At 23.7% G+C, this 22,634-nt stretch carries 11 protein-coding genes; 9 read left to right on the plus strand and 2 right to left on the minus strand.

Annotated elements, in window-relative coordinates:
- Positions 1 to 48: 48 nt before the first annotated feature.
- Complete coding sequence (locus EXC48_RS02195; protein WP_129720598.1) at positions 49 to 3,123, minus strand: MAG2960 family serine endopeptidase lipoprotein; 3,075 nt, start codon at positions 3,121 to 3,123, stop codon at positions 49 to 51.
- A gap of 225 nt (positions 3,124 to 3,348) precedes the next feature.
- On the opposite strand from EXC48_RS02195, the gene EXC48_RS02200 reads away from it, so the two are divergent.
- From EXC48_RS02200 to EXC48_RS02240, 9 genes are all read left to right on the plus strand, one after another.
- Positions 3,349 to 5,259, plus strand: a complete 1,911-nt coding sequence (locus EXC48_RS02200; RefSeq protein ID WP_223216306.1) for an ABC transporter permease — start codon at positions 3,349 to 3,351, stop codon at positions 5,257 to 5,259.
- Entirely contained in the window at positions 5,259 to 5,978 is a 720-nt protein-coding gene (locus EXC48_RS02205; RefSeq protein ID WP_129720599.1) for an ABC transporter ATP-binding protein, read from the plus strand. The genes EXC48_RS02200 and EXC48_RS02205 overlap by 1 nt, the downstream gene beginning before the upstream one ends.
- A complete protein-coding gene (locus EXC48_RS02210; protein ID WP_129720600.1) occupies positions 5,944 to 7,185 on the plus strand; it encodes a hypothetical protein in 1,242 nt (413 codons plus the stop codon). Before EXC48_RS02205 ends, EXC48_RS02210 begins: the two co-directional genes overlap by 35 nt.
- Entirely contained in the window at positions 7,169 to 8,023 is an 855-nt protein-coding gene (locus EXC48_RS02215) for an aromatic motif membrane protein (protein ID WP_129720601.1), read from the plus strand. The genes EXC48_RS02210 and EXC48_RS02215 overlap by 17 nt, the downstream gene beginning before the upstream one ends.
- A gap of 2 nt (positions 8,024 to 8,025) precedes the next feature.
- A complete protein-coding gene (locus EXC48_RS02220; protein ID WP_129720602.1) occupies positions 8,026 to 8,988 on the plus strand; it encodes an aromatic motif membrane protein in 963 nt (320 codons plus the stop codon).
- A gap of 1 nt (position 8,989) precedes the next feature.
- Positions 8,990 to 9,778, plus strand: coding sequence for a hypothetical protein (locus tag EXC48_RS02225; RefSeq protein WP_129720603.1), 789 nt, complete (start codon positions 8,990 to 8,992; stop codon positions 9,776 to 9,778).
- A gap of 249 nt (positions 9,779 to 10,027) precedes the next feature.
- Positions 10,028 to 12,847, plus strand: coding sequence for an exo-alpha-sialidase (locus EXC48_RS02230; RefSeq protein WP_129720604.1), 2,820 nt, complete (start codon positions 10,028 to 10,030; stop codon positions 12,845 to 12,847).
- Between the two features lie 401 nt (positions 12,848 to 13,248).
- Complete coding sequence (locus EXC48_RS02235) at positions 13,249 to 13,623, plus strand: hypothetical protein (RefSeq protein WP_129720605.1); 375 nt, start codon at positions 13,249 to 13,251, stop codon at positions 13,621 to 13,623.
- Between the two features lie 284 nt (positions 13,624 to 13,907).
- Positions 13,908 to 15,953: an exo-alpha-sialidase gene (locus EXC48_RS02240; RefSeq protein WP_129720606.1), complete on the plus strand. Its 2,046-nt coding sequence runs from the start codon at positions 13,908 to 13,910 to the stop codon at positions 15,951 to 15,953.
- Positions 15,954 to 15,974: 21 nt separating this feature from the next.
- Here the strand turns inward: EXC48_RS02240 and EXC48_RS02245 are convergent, their stop codons facing one another.
- Entirely contained in the window at positions 15,975 to 22,343 is a 6,369-nt protein-coding gene (locus tag EXC48_RS02245) for an SGNH/GDSL hydrolase family protein (RefSeq protein ID WP_129720607.1), read from the minus strand.
- Between the last annotated feature and the right edge of the window lie 291 nt (positions 22,344 to 22,634).

Consider the following 22,634-nt stretch of genomic DNA (forward strand, 5'->3'; position numbering starts at 1 on the left):
AATTAATTAAAAAAACGGAATTACTCCGTTTTTTTAATAATTTGTTTTTTAAGGATTTAGCTTAATGGTTTTAAGATTATCTTTATGTAGCTTATCGATAAAATCACTTTTTATATCACCAGAAAATTCATTTTTGTCATATTGGCCTTCGCCTTTAAAAAGGACTATTTGATTTCCTTTATTTTGTGGATCATCACTTTCAACTACGTGAGCAAAGTTAATTCCAACTAAGTTAAATCTAGAATCAATTACCATAGAACCACTTGAGCCACTATTTAATGATTCATTATTTTCGTTATTAAGATAAAGTGTAGATAATTGCTGAAGAATATTTTTGGCCATTCCATGTTCAGATTTTCGCTTAAATGGTTCAGTATAATCCATTCATTTATTATTTAATTTATTTCAATCTTTATTTTCTGCTTCATTATATCTCACTCAAAGACTATTGAAATTATTTTTACCATTTTTATCATTATCAATAACACGATTTGTACTTTCAATATAACCGCCTTGCGAGCGAGCACCATTTAATTTAATTAAACCATTGATGTCAGGAAAACCAAGCACAAAGTGCGTTTGAATTGGACTTTCATGAGATTTTGTTTTAGTAGTTTCATTGCCTAAACCAATGTATCAATCTTTTTCAGCTGGGGTATCTAAAACATCGTATAAGGTAGGAAAAATATCTCTAATATTTTCCTTTGTAAACCTTAATTTTAATATAGCAAAATCTGCACCGCTATTATTAATTGTTCCTAATCTATTTGTTGTATCTGTTACTTCATCAAAAAAGTTTGTTACATTTCTATTTGCTCTTAGTCCAGTTGATTTAAATCTTGGTGTATAGTAAATTCAATCAAGATATTGATCTTTTGTAGTTGTGCCAAGGTGATTATCAAGTGGTTTTTTAAGATAATTTTCATAGTTATTAATTGTTTGGTCATTTGAATTAGATTCATAATTATGTTTATTAAAATTAAAATTCTGATTTATTTCGCCTACTCAATTTTGAATATCTTTTTTACCTAGAATATCATTATAAACTAGGCTACGATCAAAAATATGATTTAATGAAGCAACATGAGCATTAGTAGCAACTAAAAATTCATATTCTTCTTTATTTGATTTATTTTTTAGTGGACTTTTAATTCTATCTATAATTCACGCAGTTCCAGAAACTTTTGTTGAACTTTGAAAAGGAGGTGCACCAAAGTCCGGTCTTATTGTTCGAATTCCGCTATGCTGTAATGAAAAACTTCGATCATAGATGTATTGAAAAAAGTCAGAATTCTTTTTTAATAATGAATTTGAAGTATTGAGATTTAAATGTTTAAAAGAGCCTGAATTTGTTTTGAATAAAATACTTAATTCTCCTTTTTGATCATCATACTTTGTTTTAATTGAATTAATATCATCATTAAAATCTATCATTTGTTTAATTGTTTTAAGATCAATATAATAAAAGAATTGACTTAAATTTGAAGGTAAATATCCAAATGGATTTTGTTTAATGATCCCTTTAATTTTATTAGCTACTTGATCATTAAGACTTATTTCAATTGAACCTGATGGAATACTTTCAAACGATTCCAAAAATAGTGCTTTCATCATAAATTCTTTTTTATAACCATTAAAAAAGTAGCGTCATTTTTGCTCATCATTATCACCATATTCACCATAAATGCCAACTTCTTTTAGGTGATTTAGAAATTGATAATCTAGGCGATTATTGGTTAAATCCACTCCTGACCCATTATTTGCGGTTTTAAGATAATTTTTAAAGTCTGATAATTGTTTTTGGTAATAAGGTGTTTTAGTCACTATATCATTAGGAGCATAATATTTTTGATTGGTTTTGTCAAAAATTAAATCAAAACCCAAACTATGTTTTGCAGATGATGTGTTTAACTGACTTGTTGTAGTATTAATATTTGTTTTAATAGCTTCAAGATTTTGATGAAGTAGAATATCGTTAGTTTTATTATTAAGTTCATTAAGCTTAATAAGAAATGATTTTAAAGCCGCATTTAATTCATCTATATTATTTCCGTAGTCTTGTTGTCTAGACTTATAAAGTAATAATTCTTTATATGCTTTTGCTAAATTGTAGCGTTCTGCAACTAATTCAGGTTTATTTTCTGATGCTATAAATGCTGTATTTATGTTCGATTCTTGTTTATTGACTTCGGCTAATAGTTCTGTAGCATCATCAATTTTTTGATATTCAGGTAAATTTTGTTTTGGTGGTAAATTTTGAAAAATAATGTTTTCATCAATCTTTTGTGATATTTTATTTAAAAGAATTTGATATTCAGTATTTTTATATAAAACTTTGTCTAATTGTTCTTTTAGCTCATTTTTAACTTTCGCATTGTTTAATAATGTTAATTTTTTATATAACTTAGCTTTTTGTTTTATAAATTCTAGTTCATCGATGTTTCGAGCATTACTTAATTGATTAATTAGTTCATTTTTATTTTGATGAGTATTATCTAATTCATTAATGATTTTATTAGTATCAGATTTAAAATTTTCAAATATTATATTAGCTTGACTTATGATATTTGAAAATTCTTCAATGCCAATATCAGATTTTTGAATTTCTTTTAGATAATGATTATATTGACTTGAACCCTTGATTTTATCAATATTTTTAATTGCATCTTTTTTAAAATTTAATAACTTTATTTTGTCATTGATTTGATTTTCGAGTTTTTTAAGATTATTTTCAGTAGCAGCTTGAATTAAAGATATTAGTTCATTTTTACTTGTATCAGGAATTTCGCTAGATTTAACTTTTGCTATTAAATATTTTTTTTCGAGTTCAAATAAATCCTGTTTGTTTTTTATGATTATTGATTGAATTTTGCTTTTAATATTTTCAATCATTTCTTTTGTATTTGCTTTATCAATTTCATCGGATAATGAATCTCTTGTATTTTGATTGGTAATTCCTTCAAGCAATGCTTTTAATGCGGTTTTTTCAGTTTTTAGATTATTAGCATTAGGTCTAATGTTAGTATCTTGAGATTGTTTAGTATTACACGCCGTACTTAAAAGGCTAATAGCTGAGACGCATAAAATTCCAAAGATTAATGCTTTTTTTCTTTTTTTAATCATATAAAACCCCCTAATTATTTGAACATTATTTTAAATATATTGTATTATACTATTTTTTTAATTTTATTAAATATGCATTTTAAATGAAAAATATTATTAATAAAAATATTTTTTACATTCAGCAATATATTTAAAGCATTAAAAAAATTTTAAAAATAATATTTAAATTCTGGAATTACTATATAATTGACTATATCACTAAACAGTAATATAGCGAAAGGAGAGATGATGAAAGTATTTTTTAGTTATGTTTCATTTATACATAAACTAATTTTAAAGAAAAAAAATACCATAATTATTCCATTATTATGGTTGACCATTTCAATAATTTTAACAATTGTTATAAATTCTATTGAATTAGATTCTAAACTTGTTCCATTAATTTATTATATTGTTGTTTTTATTGAATCATTATTAACTGTTTTATTTGCTTCTATTAAGTCGATAAATATATATAAAGATTTGGAAGAGGAAGGTATCGAATTATTGACTTTGTCAAAACCAATTTCAAGAAATAAAGTAATATGAGGGAAAACTTTTACAAATTTTTTATTAGGATTTTACTGAAGTATTATTATGTTTTTATGCAATGTGATTATTTTATCAGGAATAAGTAATTCAGATGTAGTGTTTATTAGTTTTGTTTCAATTCCTGTTTTTACAATTGTATACATATTATTCGGAAGTGTTAGCTCATTAATTGCATATAAAATGAATGCTAAACTTGCGATAACTGCTCCATTAGTAATATTTAGTCCATTAGTTATTGCTGGAACTATTATTTCATCAAAAAGTACTTCAGCAAGTAATAATATTGCATATTATTTAAATGCTAAATATAATAATCATACTTCAGGCAATGTTCCTAATTTGGAAAAGTTTTATTTAAATAATAATGTAGATAGTTTATACATTATTCCAAATGGATATAATAAAACTGGATATCGTAAAGACCAAATTGAGTATCTAAAAAAAGCTTTCGAGTATTCTAAAAATTCTGCTTATGATTGACAAATTTATTCATATTTATCATTACCTTATCAAATTGTTGATTATTTTAACGTTGAAAATAAAAATATTTCTGAAATTTTTGGGAATAATACAATTAATAATTTAAAAGATTATTTATATTACAACAATAAGGATACATTTACATACAATTATGATTTAAATAATGATGTTATTTTAAAAAAATACTCAATAACTGATATTGCTATGAAGAAAAAAGACGCAAATGGTAATGTTATTAAGGATCAAAACGGAGTTGATATTATTGATTCTAGAAGTAATAAAAAAGTATTTTTAGTACCTGGAGCTTTAAAATCATATAGTCACATTGATAATTTGGTTAATACTGATATTGTTTATGCAAGAGATAATGCTGAATCATTTAAAGTAACATTTCCAGAAGATAAATTTGTTTATTCTGCTTCAGACAATTTGGTTGGTCAATTAAAATGAGTTTATATTAAAGAATTGTTAGAAAATGAAGTTTTTAATTATTATGCTAAATTATTTGCAAATGATTTATTAAAAACATTGAACAATGAGGTTAATAAAGAAAATAAAGAAGATATATTAGATAAAATTTTACGAAATATTGAAGAATTATTGAATGACAATAATTATGAATTGTTAAAAATTAATGATATTAGTTCTATTGTACTAAATAGCAGTTCATTAAATAACAAAAAGATTAAAACCTTAACAGAGAAAAAAATATATTTAGCCACAGCTTTTATTTATTATTTATATTTCACATTTAATGATTCATATATAGTAGATGCCCTTTTATATAATTTAGCAACTGAAAATGAAGATCCACATAGTTATTCTGTTAAAATTGATGGATTTCAATATAATATCGGCGGTTATGCTTCATACACACCAAAACAAGAAATTCAAACTGTAAATGATACTAAATCAAACAATAACAAAGAACGTAGAGTTATTATTAGATATAATCTTCAACCATCAAATAATTATTTATTCCAACCACTTGAAGAAGTTTATCAAGTCTCAAGAAATAAAAATACTACTGTTAATAAGAATTATTATTTTATTATATGAATAGTGTTAGGAATAACATTTGTTTTATTAAATAATAGATTTTATATTAAAAAGGATTATAGATAATGAATGAAAATATTATAGAAATAAAAAATCTTACTAAGATTTATAAAAATAATAAAAATACAGGTATTTTTAAATTAAATTTTAATGTTCCAAGAGGTTCATTCTTTGCGTTTATTGGTGAAAATGGTGCTGGTAAAACTACAACAATTAAAACCATTACTGGCTCATATTTAAATTATGAAGGTGAAGTGTTAATTAATGGAATAAATATTAAAGACGCAAAAAGTAGACAAAAATTAGGTTATATACCTGAAAATGCAATTTTTCCAAAAGAAATAACTGTATATGAATATTTAAAGTATTTAGGTTTGTTAACAGGACAAGAAAAAAATAAAGTAATTCAAAAAATTGATGAGCTTTTAAATGAATTTGGAATTTTGGAATTAAAACATAAGAAGCCATACAACTTTTCATCAGGTCAAAAGAAAAAAATATTATTAATACAAGCATTATTGATAGATCCTGAAGTTATTATTTTAGATGAACCTGCAGCTAATTTAGATCCAACTGGAAGATATCAACTTTTTACTTTATTAAAAAAATTACATGAACAAGGAAAAACAATTTTTATTAGTTCTCATATTTTAAGTGAAATTGATAAATATGTAGATACTTTAACTTTAATTCATAAAGGAAGAATTGTTTATTCTGGTTCAAAAGTTAAAAACCTTGAAGAATTATTTTATGAAAAAGTGATTAAAGAGAACTCTATTTATTAGTTTATTTTCTAGTTGTTTCATCACTGCTGCTTGTAATAATAATTCATTAAAATCTGAAAATCCATATAAAAAATTAATAGTTAAGGATAAAGAAATAAACACCTCCTTAAAAGAATTTTCTGAAAAATACTTTTTTAAAAATGCTCCAAATGTTGCGAATGATTTTTACTTAAAGCAATTAAACCCAGATAATAAAATATATAGTGAAGTTAATATTTCATTAACATTTGCTCCATTGTATATCCCTAAGGTTGTTGATATAGCAACAGAGTTCACTCAAAGACAATCGATTAGATCTACACGTATAATACAAGAGATCTTAAATAATAACTGATTTTGATATTTAAATAATTACAAAAGTTTCACTTATATATTTAATAATTGAAGATCTGATTTTAAGGATTTTAAAGATACAAATAACAAAGATAATCTAAAAGATCAAAATACATTCAACCAATTAATTAAGGCTAAAAAACTTATTAAAAAATTCGCTAATTATAATATTGTTGATTTTAGTCAAGAATACCCAATTAGGAGAATAAAAAGCGATAAATATCAAAATTTAAGATTAGTATTTTTTAAACTTGAAAATGATGTGCACAATATCGCTTTAATTCCTGTCTTTTTATATCAGCAAAACTCTAATGATACTAAAATTTTATTAACTGGTGATATTTTTGATATTGAAAAGCCAATTGATAAGATTGAAAATATATACAAAATTCTTAGCGATGAAATATCAAATGGTAGAGAATATTTTTTAAATTTAACATTAGAATATCAAAAGAAAATACACGATCAAGAAGTCTCAGAATTAAATGAACAAATTAATAAACTTAAAGATGAACAATCAAAAAAAACTCAAGAAATGCAAAATAATTTAAATAAGCCAGATCAAAATAAAAAAGATATTAATGATTCAGATGATGAAGCTGATGATGAAAAAGAAGATGAAGAAAATACTGATGATTTTCCAGAAGTAACACTTGAAGAATTAACCGAAGAGCTTCAAGATTCTGAAAATAGATTTGAAAAAGTTAAAAGTAATTTTGAAACTCGATTTAATGATGTAGCATTATTGAATGTTTATAATGAAAATAGTTATATAAATTCATTTTATTATGCGATATCCAAAATTAATGAAAAACTAAAAGATAACAGTATTAAAAGATATACATGAGGATACATTGATGAAAAAGAAATATAGATGATTTATTGGTTTGTTTAGTTTTATTCCTGTTCTAACTTTTTCATGTGCAGATTATTCCAAACAAAATGAATTAAATCGTTTAATCTCAAAATATGATGAAGTTTCCACAGTTTTAGATACTAATAATTTAAGAAACACTAATGAAATATTAGATCGCTTATTAAATGATGCGTTTAAAAGTGATCAAACTAAAATTGTAGAATATAAAAAACAACAAATAGATAATAAGGATAAAATACTTAAAGAGTATTTTGAATTAACAAAAGATTTTTCAAAGTCATCTAGCAAAAAAGAATTTGCCTTAAAACAAAGTGAATTTTTTAGTAATAATTGATATTTTTTCTTAACTAATCTTGATAAATTTGAATTTAATTTTGTTGAATATATTTATACTGATTTATCAAAAGGGTATAAAACTTCAGATGAATATAAAAAAATAATTGATCTAAAAACTGCAAAAGGAGGTCATAAAAAGTTTAGTTTTTTTGATTCATATCTTGATGAAATTAGAGAAGGTATTGAAGCAAAAGAATTAGGTGATGCAACTGTTTATTATGTTAAAAAAGATCGTTTAGTGTTTAGGATTATAGTAGATAATTTAAGATCTGAGAACAATGAACCAAAGGTTATATTAAGGCCGATTAATTGATATTTTAATGATTCTGTTGCCATTACAATATCGCTTGGTTTAGTTTCAGAAGTTATTCATCAACTATTTATTCATGGCTATGATAATGGGAGAATTGATTTTGAAACTGAGATGGTAAAAAATCAAAAATATGGTTCACCATCATTTGTTTTTCCGACAGTTAAAGAAAAAATGATAGAAGGATAAAAATGAAAAAAATATTTCAAAAAATGTTAACTTTAGGAATTATTTCAAGTATTGTAATTGCTTCATCTTGTGCTCCGATTAAAAAGGCAAACACAAATTATGATAAAACTCAATATTTAAAAAGTATTGTTTCAAATGAAAAAATTCAAAATGATGAAAAATGAGATTTATTTTTATCTAGGCCATATATTCAAGCTATTTTAAAAGCATCTTTTGATTCAGAAGATAAAAAAAATAAATATATCCAATCACAAAAAGAAATTAGTAGTGATTATTTAAAAGAACTAAAAACATGAGTTAGATATGCAAATAATATTGATGCTACCTTTGATAAAGGCGAAGGAAAAAGAGAAAACAAAAGAACTAATATAGTTACTAGTATTGGCTCAAGATTTTTAGATGATTTATATAATAAAAATTGATTATTTTTCTTATATAACTTAGATAAATTTATTTTTATTCAATTCCCTAATGTAACAACTGATCTAAATGAAAGAAATGATTATGTTGATCAAGTTGAAGTTAATAAAAAAGTTTATAATAATTTTTATAATCCAGAAAGTAATGAGATAATTGATTATGTAATACAAAAATATGATTATAAAAAAGCTGATGATTCTGATTCAAAATATATTTATGAAAATAGAATATTTCTTTTAACAAAGGATGGCAGAATATTTCATTTTGATATAAATGGAATCGAAACAAAAAGCGACGATAAAATTATAAATAATGAATTGTCAAAAATTAACCCTCCAAGACTTCATAGTTGGGTTTATTCATATCCAAAATTAATTGCTAGCAAAGACAAATTGTCAGAGTTTGATCTAAAGAAATATGTTGAAATCATTAGCGAATGAGAAGATGAAACATATAAAAAAGCAACAGCAGGTAAAAAAGCAATTTTTAGTGATTATTATGGAAAAATTGAGTTAAGATATACACTTATAAATGTTAAGGATTAGTATGAAAAAAATATTATTATCAATGCTTATGGTTGCAAGCGCAAGCCCAATAGTTGTTTCATGTTCTACAAATACTAAAGAATTTACAGATAAGAATTTAAATAAAAATATTAATGTTACAAAAGTAATTAAGACGTTTGGTTTAAATGATGTTAATGCAACAATTAATGATCCGTCTTACACAAAAGAACAATTTATCAATGATTATAAAGCGATTAATACGCAATCTAATGATTATTATGATAAAATCTCAAAAGTTATTAATAAAAATTGAATGTTTTTAATATCTAATGTAGATTCTTTTACAATTGAACAAAATTTAAAAAATAAATGGTTTTTGTATGAAGAAACAGATAAAATTAAGTACAATCCTTTATATAAACATAGTTTAGGAATTATTACAATCAAAAATGAAAATCAAATTCCTCATGCACATATAAAGTTTCCAGATAGAGTTTTACCATTTAAAACTATTAGTGGTGTTTCAAGGGTTTTTAAATCAAGAATTACAAATCAGAAAACAATTTATATAACATATGGAAAGTTGCTTATTAAATTATCTTTAATTAATGGGAAAATAAATATTGATCCATATTTTCTATATTTTGTACCATTAGCTATTAATCCCAATAAAAAATTTCATAATACTTCAATTAAAGAAAAAGATGAATTTGATATAATTGAACGATACTTAAATAATAAGGAAATTAATGAATATATACTTTCAGAATTTACAGATAAAGGAATAAATGAAGTCGGAACCCCAGCGAATGTTTATCTTAAATTGTAATTTATTTAAAAAATATTTAGTATTAACTAAATATTTTTTTCTTTTATTTTATAAAAAATTATTATTTAAAAATCATCTAAAATTGTAAATTTAATTGTTTTTCAGATGCTAGTTTTTTGAAAAAAAAAAAAAAAAAAAGCATTGGTAAATTATTTGCGACTATATTGTAGTGCTAAAAGTTTAAAATAATAAACTATCACAGAAATCTCTTAGAGAAATATATCATAGGAAATAACATATAATTTCTGTATGAATAATATATTGAATTTTATTAAACAAGCAAGCGTAAAAATTTATATTAATATTAAAAAAGTATTTCAAAACTTGAATACAAAAATAAAAATATTATGTAGTAAGATTTCTGCAGGTTTCAAATGAACATATCAAAGTATTATTATTAATACAAAAAGCTTGCATAGTAAATTAAATAATAGTAAAACAAAGGCGCAATTTGTTATTTTAAAAGATAAAATAGTCGCTAAAACGCAAGCTAAACATACTAAAAAGATTTTGGTGACTTCATTATTATTAATTAGTGCTTCAGCGTTAGTTATTATTTCAGTTTTCACCACTCGTTCAATACTACTTCAAAATAGTAACGATATTAGTTCTAAGGAACAAAAAAGCAATATTTCAATTGAAACTCCAAAACTAATTTCGATTGAAGATGGTGCAAAATATGAATTTGTGTCTTCATATAAAAATTATGAATATGATATTAAAAATTTACCAAAAATTAAAGTTGAAATTATTGATTCAAATAATGAAGTATTTTATAGTGAAATAGGTATAATTGATCCTAAAACGAAAACAATAATATTTAAGTTAGATAATTTACCTAAGCTTAAATTAGACAAATTGTTTACAAATTCAAATTATACACTTAGGTTAATTAAAAACTTAGAAGCGCGAAAAGATATCGCTGATTCTTCATTAACTAATAATATTATTTTAGGCCCTATATTTACTCTTGATTTTTCTAAATCATTTGCAAGTCTTTATGAAAAAAATTATGTCTTAATGAATTTATCAATCGAAAATATTTTTAAAATACCAACATATGCATTATTAAAAAAGGTTATTAAAGAAAACTATTTACCTGAACAAAAAGAAAAAATTATTGAGCAATTACTAGATTTAGTAAATAAAAACTACAAAAGTGTACTTGAATCAAATGATATTAATTTAGGTGATAAAGAATTAGTTATTAAACTATCAGATAAGAAAGAACACCAAGATTTTTATGAAAGTGATATCTATTACTTTATTTTAAATAATAAAACCATTCAACAACAAAATCAAACAAATGATCCTGAAGCTATTTTATTGAGCAATAAGGATAAAAGCATTCAATTCACTATTACAAAAGATCCATTTATAAGTGCTAACAAACTAGGAAAAGCAATTCAAAATAACAAATTTGATATAAAACGTTTATCAAGTGAAACATTATTTGGACATAAAGAAGACGGAGCTAATACTTATCGTATTCCTGGAATAATTAAACTTAAAAACGGAACATTGATCGCAAATGCTGATAAAAGGTATCAGAATTTTCGTGATTATTTCAATAATATAACACAAGCTATTAAATTTTCATATGATAATGGTAGAACATGAACTAATCCAAGAGAAATATTAAAAGTACAAATTCCTAGTTTAAAAAATCAAGGTTTAACGATCGATGGAACTATGATAGAAGTAGAATATTTCGAAAATGTTTCAAATAAAAAAGGAACAAAATTATTATTTTTTGTCGATATTTTCCCTGATAAAACAGGATTACCTCACCTACATAATGGAACAATTTGAACAAAAATTAATGGAAAAAATTATCTTAGATTGTATACAAGATTAAAAAGCAATGATAAATTTGATGATGAAATTTCATTTTTAGAAAGAGTTCCAGGAACTCAAAACTGATTTAGAAGGGTAATACTTAAAGATGGAAAAGATATTAAAAATGCCACTTCATCTGATTTTACCTTGACTTCTGATTATGTTGATTTAAATTATCATACTGAAACTAGTGCAATAACAGGTATTGTTTATAAAAATATTGAATCTGAATCCGAATTAAATAATCCCGAAGTTCTTCAAAGCAAGAAAACAGAATATAGTGTTTTAGATTTTGCAAATAATAATAAATCAAAATATGTTTTATCTAGCGATGAGTATGTAAATAAAAAGGGCGAAAAACAACGAGCTTTTAATAATCATGTTGTATCTATTGAAAGCTATGACAATGGAAAAACTTGAAAAAACCTAAGATGAATTGATGAAGATGTTTATGAGTCATCTAAAAATGCTAAATTCAGTGGAACTGCAGTCGGAAACCCAATTCAATTAAAACATCAAAAAGATCCTAAATTAAATGGAAGAATCTTGCTTCCAATGTATCAAATAGGAGGCGGCGGATTACCTGCTTATTACTTATATAGTGATGATTATGGTAATTCTTGAAAAAGACAAGATGTTAGTTTCCCTAGAAATTTAACAGAATCATCTATGATTGAAGCAAAAGACGGAAGTATTTATTGACTTCTTAGAAATGATCGCGGATTTGGTGCTGCTACTGCTAAACATTGAATTACTAAAAGTGTTGATGGTGGTAAAACATGAATAAATCCAAATGGTGATACTGGTTCTAATGGTAAAGATTTAAATATTGGGAATAAAAACTTTGATGGTAATGTTTTTTCCGGTATTGGATACTTTAACTTAAAAGGAAAAGATTATTTTATATTTTCTATTGCAAAAGACAATATAAGACGAAATGGTTCATTATTTATTACTGATAGTACTTTTAATGATGCTACAGAATTATTTGATTATGACTTTATGCTGAATCAAGGCAACAAAAATGAACATTTTGTTTATAGTTATGCATTAACAATTGATGAAGAAAAAGATTATGTTGACATTTTATCAATATACGAAGCATCGGAAAAGACTAGGGTTCACGGCGATTCTCATGGTAAGGGTTTATCTGAATGAGAAAAGCATAGACCACAAGCTGATGAAATTCAAGTTGATAGATTCCGTATTTGACTTAAAGATCAAAAATAAATACTTATCTTTTGTAAAAATATCAACATTAAAAGTGTTGATATTTTTGGTGCATTTATTATAGTTTCAGGTTTATTTTAACGACAAAAGTAACTAAAATTACTATATGAAAGTGGTTTTAGTTACTTTTAGATTAATTTCAATTATATATTGGTCTTTTTATATTAGATTTATTATTTTAGAGATATTTGTTTTTAGAATTAATATCAATTTTTGTTTATTTAGTGTGAGGAAATTTAATAATAAAACTATTATTATGTTATAAAAAATGATGTTTAATTTTGAAATGTAAATTTAATTTTTATTTATAACTTTATTTTAGTATTGAAGGGTATATAAAATATTTTCTACTATAGACAATTTTTAGAGAAATATTTTAAAAAATAAAATATAATTTAATTATGAGTAATATATTAAATTTTATTAAACAAATTAGTGTAAAATTTTATATTAAAATTAAACAAATTTGTAAAGTTCTTGAGACAAAAATTAAGGTTTTGTTAAGTAAAATTTCTGTTAGCTCTAAAAAAGCTCATCAGAACATTAGTGCTAGTATAAAAAAAATACATAATAAATTTAATGATAGCAAAACTAAAGCGCAATTAGTTAATATAAGGGAAAAAATAAATACTAAACTTCAACATAAACACTCGAAGAAAATTATAGTTAGTTCACTATTATTATTTAGTGCTTCAGCACTAGTTATTATTTCAGTTTTTTCTACTCGTGCAGCTTTTATTCAAAATAATAAGGCTAATATAGTAAATATAATATAATAATCGAAACACCAAGACTAATTTCAATTGAAAACGGTAAAAAACATCAATTTGTAGCGAGCTATAAGAATTATGAATATGATCCTAAAAATTTATTAGAAGTTAGAATTGAACTTATAAATTCAAAAAATGAGATCTTTTATAGTGATCCAGGTATTTTTAATCCAAAAGATAAAACTATAGTTTTTGGTTTAGATAAGTTACCTAAGGATACGATTTATACATTTAGATCAATTAAAATATTAGAACAAAAAAAGATTAGTGATTCATCACACAAAGATATTATGTTTAACACTAAGTCATTAATTTTTAATCAATCTAAGTCTTCAGTAAAATTATATGATAACAATTATGTTTTAATGAATCTAGCAATTGAAAATAATCTTAATATTCCAACACAAAAATTATTAAACGAGGTACTTAAAGAAAATTATTTACCTGAACAAAAAGAAAAAATTATTGATTTATTATTAGATTTAGTAAATAAAAACTATAAAAGCGTACTTGAATCAAATAAAATTAATTTAGCTGACAAAGAATTAGTTATTAAATTATCAAATAGCGAAGATAAAAAATTTCTTGAAAAAGATGTATATTATTTCATCTTAAATAGCAAAACTACCCAGCAACAAAATCAAACAAATGATCCTGAAGCTATTTTATTAAGTAATAAGGATAAAAGCATTCAATTCACTATTACAAAAGATCCATTTATAAGTGCTAACAAACTAGGAAAAGCAATTCAAAATAACAAATTTGATATAAAACGTTTATCAAGTGAAACATTATTTGGACATAATGAAGACGGAGCTAATACTTATCGTATTCCTGGAATAATTAAACTTAAAAACGGAACGTTGATTGCTAATGCTGATAAACGTTATGATAACCTAAAAGATTCAGGCCAAAACATAACACAAGCTATTAAATTTTCATATGATAATGGTAGAACATGAACTAAACCAAAAGAAATATTAAAAGTACAAATACCTAGCTTAAATAATCAAGGTCTTGTAATTGACGGAGTAATGCAGGAAATTGAATATCTTGATACAAGTACTAATACCAAAAAAACAAAGTTATTATTCTTAGTAGATTTATTTCCGGCTAAATTTGGAATTAATAATCTAAAACCAGGGAATCCGTGAGTTACAATTGACAATAAAAATTATCTTAAATTGTGAACAAGAAACAATAGCAAATTGGAGGGCAATTCACTATTAGAAAGAGTTGTAGGAACTCAAAATTGATATAGACGCGTAACTCTTAAAAATGGCAAAAACTTTAATAATGTTACTTCATCTGATCTAGCTCCAACTAATGATTATGTTGATTTAAACTATCATACTGAGACTAATACAATAACCGGTATTGTTTATAATAATATTCAATCTAAATCCGAATTAATAAAACCGCAATTATTAGAGTCTAAAAAGTCTAATTATAGTGTTTTAGATAATGGCGAAAATTCAAAATATTTAATTGGAGTTAATGATTATATAGTATCTATTGAAAGTTATGATGATGGGCAAACTTGAACAGGTTTAAACTGGATTTATGATGATTCATTTTCTAAATTATATAAGGACTCGAAATTTATTGGAACAGCAGTAGGAAACCCAATTCAATTAAAACATCAAAAAGATTCTAAATTAAATGGAAGAATAATTGTTCCTGTATATGGATATTATGGTACAACATCATATTATATTTATAGCGATGATTTTGGAAGAAAATGAAATGTATGATATGATGCTCCAAAAAACCCCGGAAATCTAACAGAATCATCTATGATTGAAGCAAATGATGGGACTATTTATTGACTTAGAAGAAACACAAAAGGTGGTAATCATTTAATTTCGATAAGTACAGATGGCGGCAACACTTGAATAAACCCAGATGAAAATGATAGAGAGAAGAACCAAAAGAAGAATCAATTTGCTAAAAATAGTAATACAAAAAAGAACAATCACGGAAACGTTTTTTCTGGTATAGGATATTTTAATTTAAAAGAGAAAGACTATTTTATTTTTTCAACTCCAAAAAAACAAAGAAGAGATGGTTCATTATATATTGCTGATAAAACATTTAATGACGTTGTAGAAGTATTTGATTATGATTTTAGTAATAAAAATCAAGAAGAACATTTTGTTTATAGTTACGCATTAACAATTGGGCAAACTGATGAATATGTCGACGTTGTAGTGGTATATGAGTCATCATCAAAAACAAAAATCCCAGATAATAAGCAACCCCACGATAGTGGTAGAACTTTGGCTGAAGAAATTCAAGTTGATAGATTCCGTATTTGATTAAAAGACCAAAAATAAAAAAAGCACGTAAGTGCTTTTTTATGATTGTCTATTACCTAAATAGCCGGTATTTAAAGCGTCTAAAATTGCATCTGTCATAGATTTTCGGGTAAATTTATCATTACCACTAGTACGATAATAAATATAAGCTAATAATTGATCTTGTCAATAGTTGCTGAAAGTTGTATATGCGCTTCTATTTCCTACTATAAATTCATAATTATAGTTTCCACTAGAATCCAACGCTCCAATCGCCTTTTTATGGTCATCTGTTAATGAATTAAATTCATTTTGATATTTTTGTTTTGCACTATTAAATGCAGTTCCTAATGCGGTAACAAATGTGCTTTTAAAATCTAAACCAGAAAAGTTTCAAAATGCTCTTCCACTTAAAGCTTTATCGTGTCCGAATCATAAAACAAGTGTGGCAAGTCTGAACATTGCTTTATATTGTTTATTTTCTTTTATATTATTAAAATTATAATTATTATTTTTAGCTTGTTGAATCATATCACGGAATATTGGTTTAAATAATGTAGCCATTAATGATTGAGTTTTATCAATTACAGTAAAGATATTAGCTCCATCAAAAGCAAAACCTAATTTGTTACTTGAAGAAGCACTTTGGACATTAGGATTAATTAAAAATGAATCAATAAAGTTGTATATTCCAGTTTTTTTGGTTCTATCACTACTTTCGAACAGTCTATTAATTAAATCAACATAATCACTATCTTTAATCGAATCAACTAATGCTTCTAAAAATTCGTGTTGATTTAAAATGTTACGGAATGATATGTATTTGTTATCAGAAGTTAAAATCATATGTAGTGCACCAGTTAAGATAGCATCTTTAACTTTTGCAAGGTTTTCAAGTTTTTTACTACTTTCATTTGAAAACTGAATATTTTTAATATTTTCAAAGATTTTATTAATTATAGTAGTTAATTCATTGCGTTTAGCCAAACCACTAAAGAATGATTTAATAATATTATTGAATAATGTTTCATCACTTCCAGTTGTTTGTAAATTAAATCCTCCAGCGCATAGTTTTGAGATTAAAACTTGTGCTAGACCTTTGGTAAATTTATCTTCTGGATTAGTAAATAATGTTTTGATTCAATTAGTAAATTTATCTTTAATTGTATTAGCTTGATTACCATTAAATAATGTATTTAAAGCTTCGAATCAACTTTCATTAGTTTGATATTGATTTGCTCTATCAATAAAGTCTTTAATTGAAGTTTTTAAGATATCTCTAAGATCTTGATTTTTAGTTGCTTTGACTAAAAAATCATTTACTAATGAAATATTAGTTTCAGAACCAGAAACTAATAAACTAGCAATTCCGGTTGATTCTATTGTTTGTTTAATCTTTTCTTCATTATCTAAAAGATTACCTATTGTTGTTTCAAGTACATAAATAAAATCCTCTTTATTATTTTGCACAATTTCATCTTTAAAGAATAACTTAATGAAGTTGAATTCATTTGGTTTAACTTCACTAATTATTTCATTTACTATATTTGAACTAAATGATTTTAATGAGTCGGATTTATTAACTGTATTGAATATAGCGTTAGATATTTTTTCATAAAGGCCAACTCTATCAAGTAAATCACCCAGTCCGTTAGCTAATGCATCTGATACTTTTTGAGTATGTTCTTTTGAATCAATTTTCAAGAAATTAAATCCACTATTTATTATGTTTTTTATTCCATTTATGGTTTCCTGATTTTTGAAACCAGCTTTTATAAATGTTTTTAAATCATTTGTGAATTTAGTTTTATTGTTTTGTTCATTAAAATATGCTTTAAAGATATCTAAAATATTTTTGGCATCTTTAAATTTATCTTTATGATCAAAAATATAATCACTAATATGATGAATTAAGTCTTTTGCTTGTGAAGTTTTTATAACATTATTGATAATTTGAATGAAGTTAGCTTGTTGTATTAAATTATTATTAATAAAGTCTTTTGATTTTTGATCAATAGCATTTCATACAATATTTCCAAAATCAATTTTATCAATTGCTAGATTTGTGATGTTTTTTAGAAGTGTTTTTAGATCATTTTTATGAGTATCATAATTTTGGTTTTCTAAAATGTGTTTAATAAATTTAATGATGTTCTCTTCTAGATTATCATTTAGATACTTTTCTTTTAAAGTTTTTAATATTTGGTTTGTTAATACTGAAAAATCTAATTTAGTACCTTTATTTTTTAATGTTTCAACTAATTGAGGAATTACATTATCTAAAAGCTTTAATTCATCATTTATTTTTTTAAATAAATCCAAATTACTTTGAATTAAACCTTCTGGGTTTTTAATATCTTTTAATATATCTTTATATTCTGTATTTTTGATTTCTGATACTAATATTTTAGCTGCAAGAGCTTTGAATTTATCTTCTTCAATTATTTTAGCAATTAAAACTTTTAATATTTCAATTGAATTAGATTTAATTGCTTCAACTTGTAATAAACTCATTAACAATTCATCAAATGAATTAGATTTATTTAGTAACTCAAAATTATCAATTACGCTATCAAGTAATTTTAATAACTCAGTTTTAACTTTTTGGTCTTTTAAAGTGTTTTTAATTATTTCGCTTAGATCAGAATTTGAAATTTTTGCATCTTTTAAGAGTTTAATATTCGCAATATTTTGAGCAAGACTATTAGTTATTTCATTATTAGTAACTAATTTATCATAAATTTTATTAAGAATGTTTTTTATAGTGGTTTTATCATCTTTTAGACTTTCGAAATGTCTAAAGAATGCCTTAAAGATTGAATAATCACTTAAGTTAATTTTGCTTGATATTTCAGCTGAAACATTATTCGATAATTCATTGAAGTTATTTGATTTTTGGAAGTTATTGATTAATATTTCAAAAACACTAGGAAATAATCCGATTTCATGTAAAAATGGAATTAAGTTTTTAGAAATATTTTTTATTAGATTAGTTTTGGTTATTTCTTTTAAATCAATATCATATTTTTTAGCAAGATTATCAATTAAATTAATTATTATCTTAGCTGATTTTTCATTATTTAATAATGTAGTTGTCAATGACTCTAAATAGGTTTTTACAACAATTTTATTAGTTTCATTTTCGAATATTTTTTTAATGAATACAAATGAATTGTCAATGTGATCTATTCAACTTTGATCACTTAATAGATTAGGTAATAGGTTTGAAATTAAAGCATCTAAATTTTTATCATTTAAAATAATATCTAATAATTCTTTAAGATTCTCATCATCTATGAATTCTTTAATATTTTGATTTGAACTAAGAACTTGATAAAGAATATTTTTAATAGTTTTATTATCAATTGCTTTTTTAAGAATAACTTTAATTATTGTGCTTGCAGATTTTGCATTTTTAGTAATATATTCTCTATTAAGAAGTTTTTTAATTAACTCTTTTGGATTCTTATTAAATTTATCTTCTAGCACTTTTGAAATAGCTACTTTTAAATTATTTAATTCTTCTTTTGGATCGCTAGATGTCTTAACTTTTTTGAGGCTTTCAATAATAGCATTAATTAAAGGATCTAAAATATCTAGATCTTTAACAATGTTTTTAGCATCCGAACTAAAATCTTTAATAAATTTAGTTAAATTAGAATCGATTTTAATATCATAATTTTTTAATAAATTAGTTAATACATCGCTAATGATAAAACTTAAATCTTCTGAATTAATAATTGAATTTGTTAGGTTAAGGAAATTATTTTTTAAACTATCTAAATCTAGATGATTTAAAACATTTTTTATAATATCATTAATTGAATTTACATTTTGAAAAGATTGATAATTTGTAATGGTTGCATTTATTGCACTTGTAATAATGTTTTTAAATGAACTATTTTTGGTAATTAAATTAATTAATTTTTTTAATGCTTTATCTGAAATAAAATTATTAACTGATTGACTTGAAGTGTTTATTTCAATGTTATTAAGAGTATCAAAAATTAAATTAGAATCTAAAATATTATCAATAAGTTTTTTTAATAAATTATTATGATTTGTTATTAGTTTTGACTTTGAAACATTTTTGACCAATGAAACAATATTTTTTTCATAGTTTTTGTCATTAAATAATTCGGATAAAGTATCTGTTAAAGAAGCAGATAATACGCTAGAAGGCGACGAAATGCTTGTGGTTGATAAATTGCTTAAAAAGTTTTTTATTAATGTATCACTTAATTTAAATTCTTCATTTAAACTATTTGTTAAATCAAATAAATCAGTAATTGAATTGCTTATTTCATCTTTAGTAATATTCTTAGTTAATTTATGTTTTTGTAAAAAATCAAATAATGAATTACTTAGAAATTTTTTGATTTCTTGATTGGTTAATAAAAATTTAATATTTTCATTAATTAAACTTGCAATTTGAGTATTATTTTCAGTTTTTTTGAAAAATCCCAAAATAAATTCATTTATTGTATTGATATTTTCAAACTCATTAGTTTCGTTTACAAAGATATCGATGAATTTATCGATTAAGTTTTTTAATTCATTTGAGTTTAAATACGTACTTAGTGCTTTGCTTAATTCATTAACATCAATATTAAAACTGGTAAATTTTGATCCAAATATTTCAGTTAAATAGGTATTTAATCTAGCGCTATAAATTTTTAAGAAATTATGAACTATTTCTTTTAAAGCTGCAGTTAATTCAGTTTTTTCATTTTTTAGAAGATCGCTTTTTGCAATTACTTTAATAATAAATGAAAGATTATCAATATTTCCAAAAATATTAATAAAGATTGATTTAAGTGTTTCAAAATTTAAGTTTTTTTGCTCTGCTAAATCATTAAATTGTTTTTGAGCATTAGTGAATAAATCCTGGAATTGTTTGGAATCTAAAATGCTATGAACAATATTGCTAAAATTGTTATTTTTATTTGAGATTTTTTTCTTTAATAGGTTTCTTAATTTTCCATTAGTATCTAATTCATTATAAAATGAATTATTAGTCATAAAATCTAAAAATTCATCAATGTAATATTCAAAAATATGACTAAGTTCTGAAATTCTTTTTGAGAAGTTGCTTGGTGAACGATGTGATTTCACTTTCTTTTCTTCATTAGTTTCGAGATTAATATAATAATTTGAATTTTCACCAATATTAATTAAATCTGAATCAGGTTCAACTTCAATTTGATATTTTGCTGAAATTGCATCTTTATTAATGAATTCATTGGTAAAGTCGTAATCTTTATAGTAATTAAGATTTAAATATGGCTTAGTAATCTTGAGATAAAGATCAAGCGCCATTTTTTTATAGCCCTTTGTTCCAGGATGTATATCTAAAAAGAATGATGTTAAGTTTTTGGCGTTATTATTTCAATACTTATCATTATAAGTATTAACGAAATTAATTTTAGTGTTTGTAGCCACTTCTTGGAGATTATCATTTACAGTATCAATAAAAATATTTGAGATATTCAAATCACCAATGTCTTTGAGCAAGTCCTTTGAAACGTATTGATTTAAAACGTTAAATAAATATTGTAAAGGCATTGGGTATGAAATAAGATTTATATTTGCATTTGGAGCTAAGGTTTTTAAATTATTTATGAAAACAGTTAGTCTTTTTCTAATTTGAGGCAAACTATCTTTGAATAGGTCATTAAAGAAAATAATTGCGTCATTTAAAACAGGCTTTTTAGCTAGGAATTTTTTAACAATTTTTAAAACATCACGGTTTTTTAATGAATCAAAAACTAAATTAAAAAAGTCATTTGCTCCTAAATTAATAGTTACTAAATTAGCTTTTGCTAGATTTTGTTTTATTTCAGTTCTTAGTTGTTGAACATTTGGAAATAACTTATTAAAAGTACTTTCATCAACATTTTTTATTTCTGGATCATTAAATTCAAGTAATTTGATTCAATCAATAATTTTTGAGCCAGATACTGAATAGTTTGTGTATGACTTAACTCTATTTTTTTTATTTAATAATCTAGCTAAAAATGAAGGATATGAAACACCAGAAATTATTCCATTATTTTCAAGCTTACCTTGATAATCTTTATCTAATGAACCATCAAAACCTGCACTAATTGAATCACCTAGCGCAACATATTTAATATCTTGATTTAATGAAATAAATTTATCTGATTTATGACGATAAATATTTTTGATTTGGTTTTGCTGGACATTTGGACCTTTAAAATCATTTTCATTAAGATTTGCAGAACGAGGTGAAATAGCACCATTAGGTAATCCTGGAGTGCCTTTTGCTGAAAGTTGTTGTTTTACTTTGATGTCTTTACCGCCAGCACTAATAGGCGTATCAGAACCAGGCGCTTTACATGCTGTTAAAACACTAGCACTGATAGCGACAGCAAAGATTGATGTAAAAAACTTATGTTTTCTTCTCATAATAACCTCTTTTCGCTTAGGTTTTATATACTACGTATATAATACCACAAATTAATAATTTTTTTAGTTTAGTTTAACAATGAAAAAAACAAAAATATTAATAATTTTAAGCTTTTAAGTATTGTTTTTAAGAATTAAAAAATAATTATATCTTAATATATTAAAAAAATGAATTTAGCTTTAAATTTTTAAATGATTCAAACTTATTGAAATGCTTTAAAAATTAATTGAGCTTTTTGTTTTTTTGAATAAACATTATTAACATTATTTTATTTAATTAAATTTACTTTC

The organism is Mycoplasmopsis cynos, assembly GCF_900660545.1.
Lineage (GTDB): Bacteria > Bacillota_I > Bacilli_A > Mycoplasmatales > Metamycoplasmataceae > Mycoplasmopsis > Mycoplasmopsis cynos.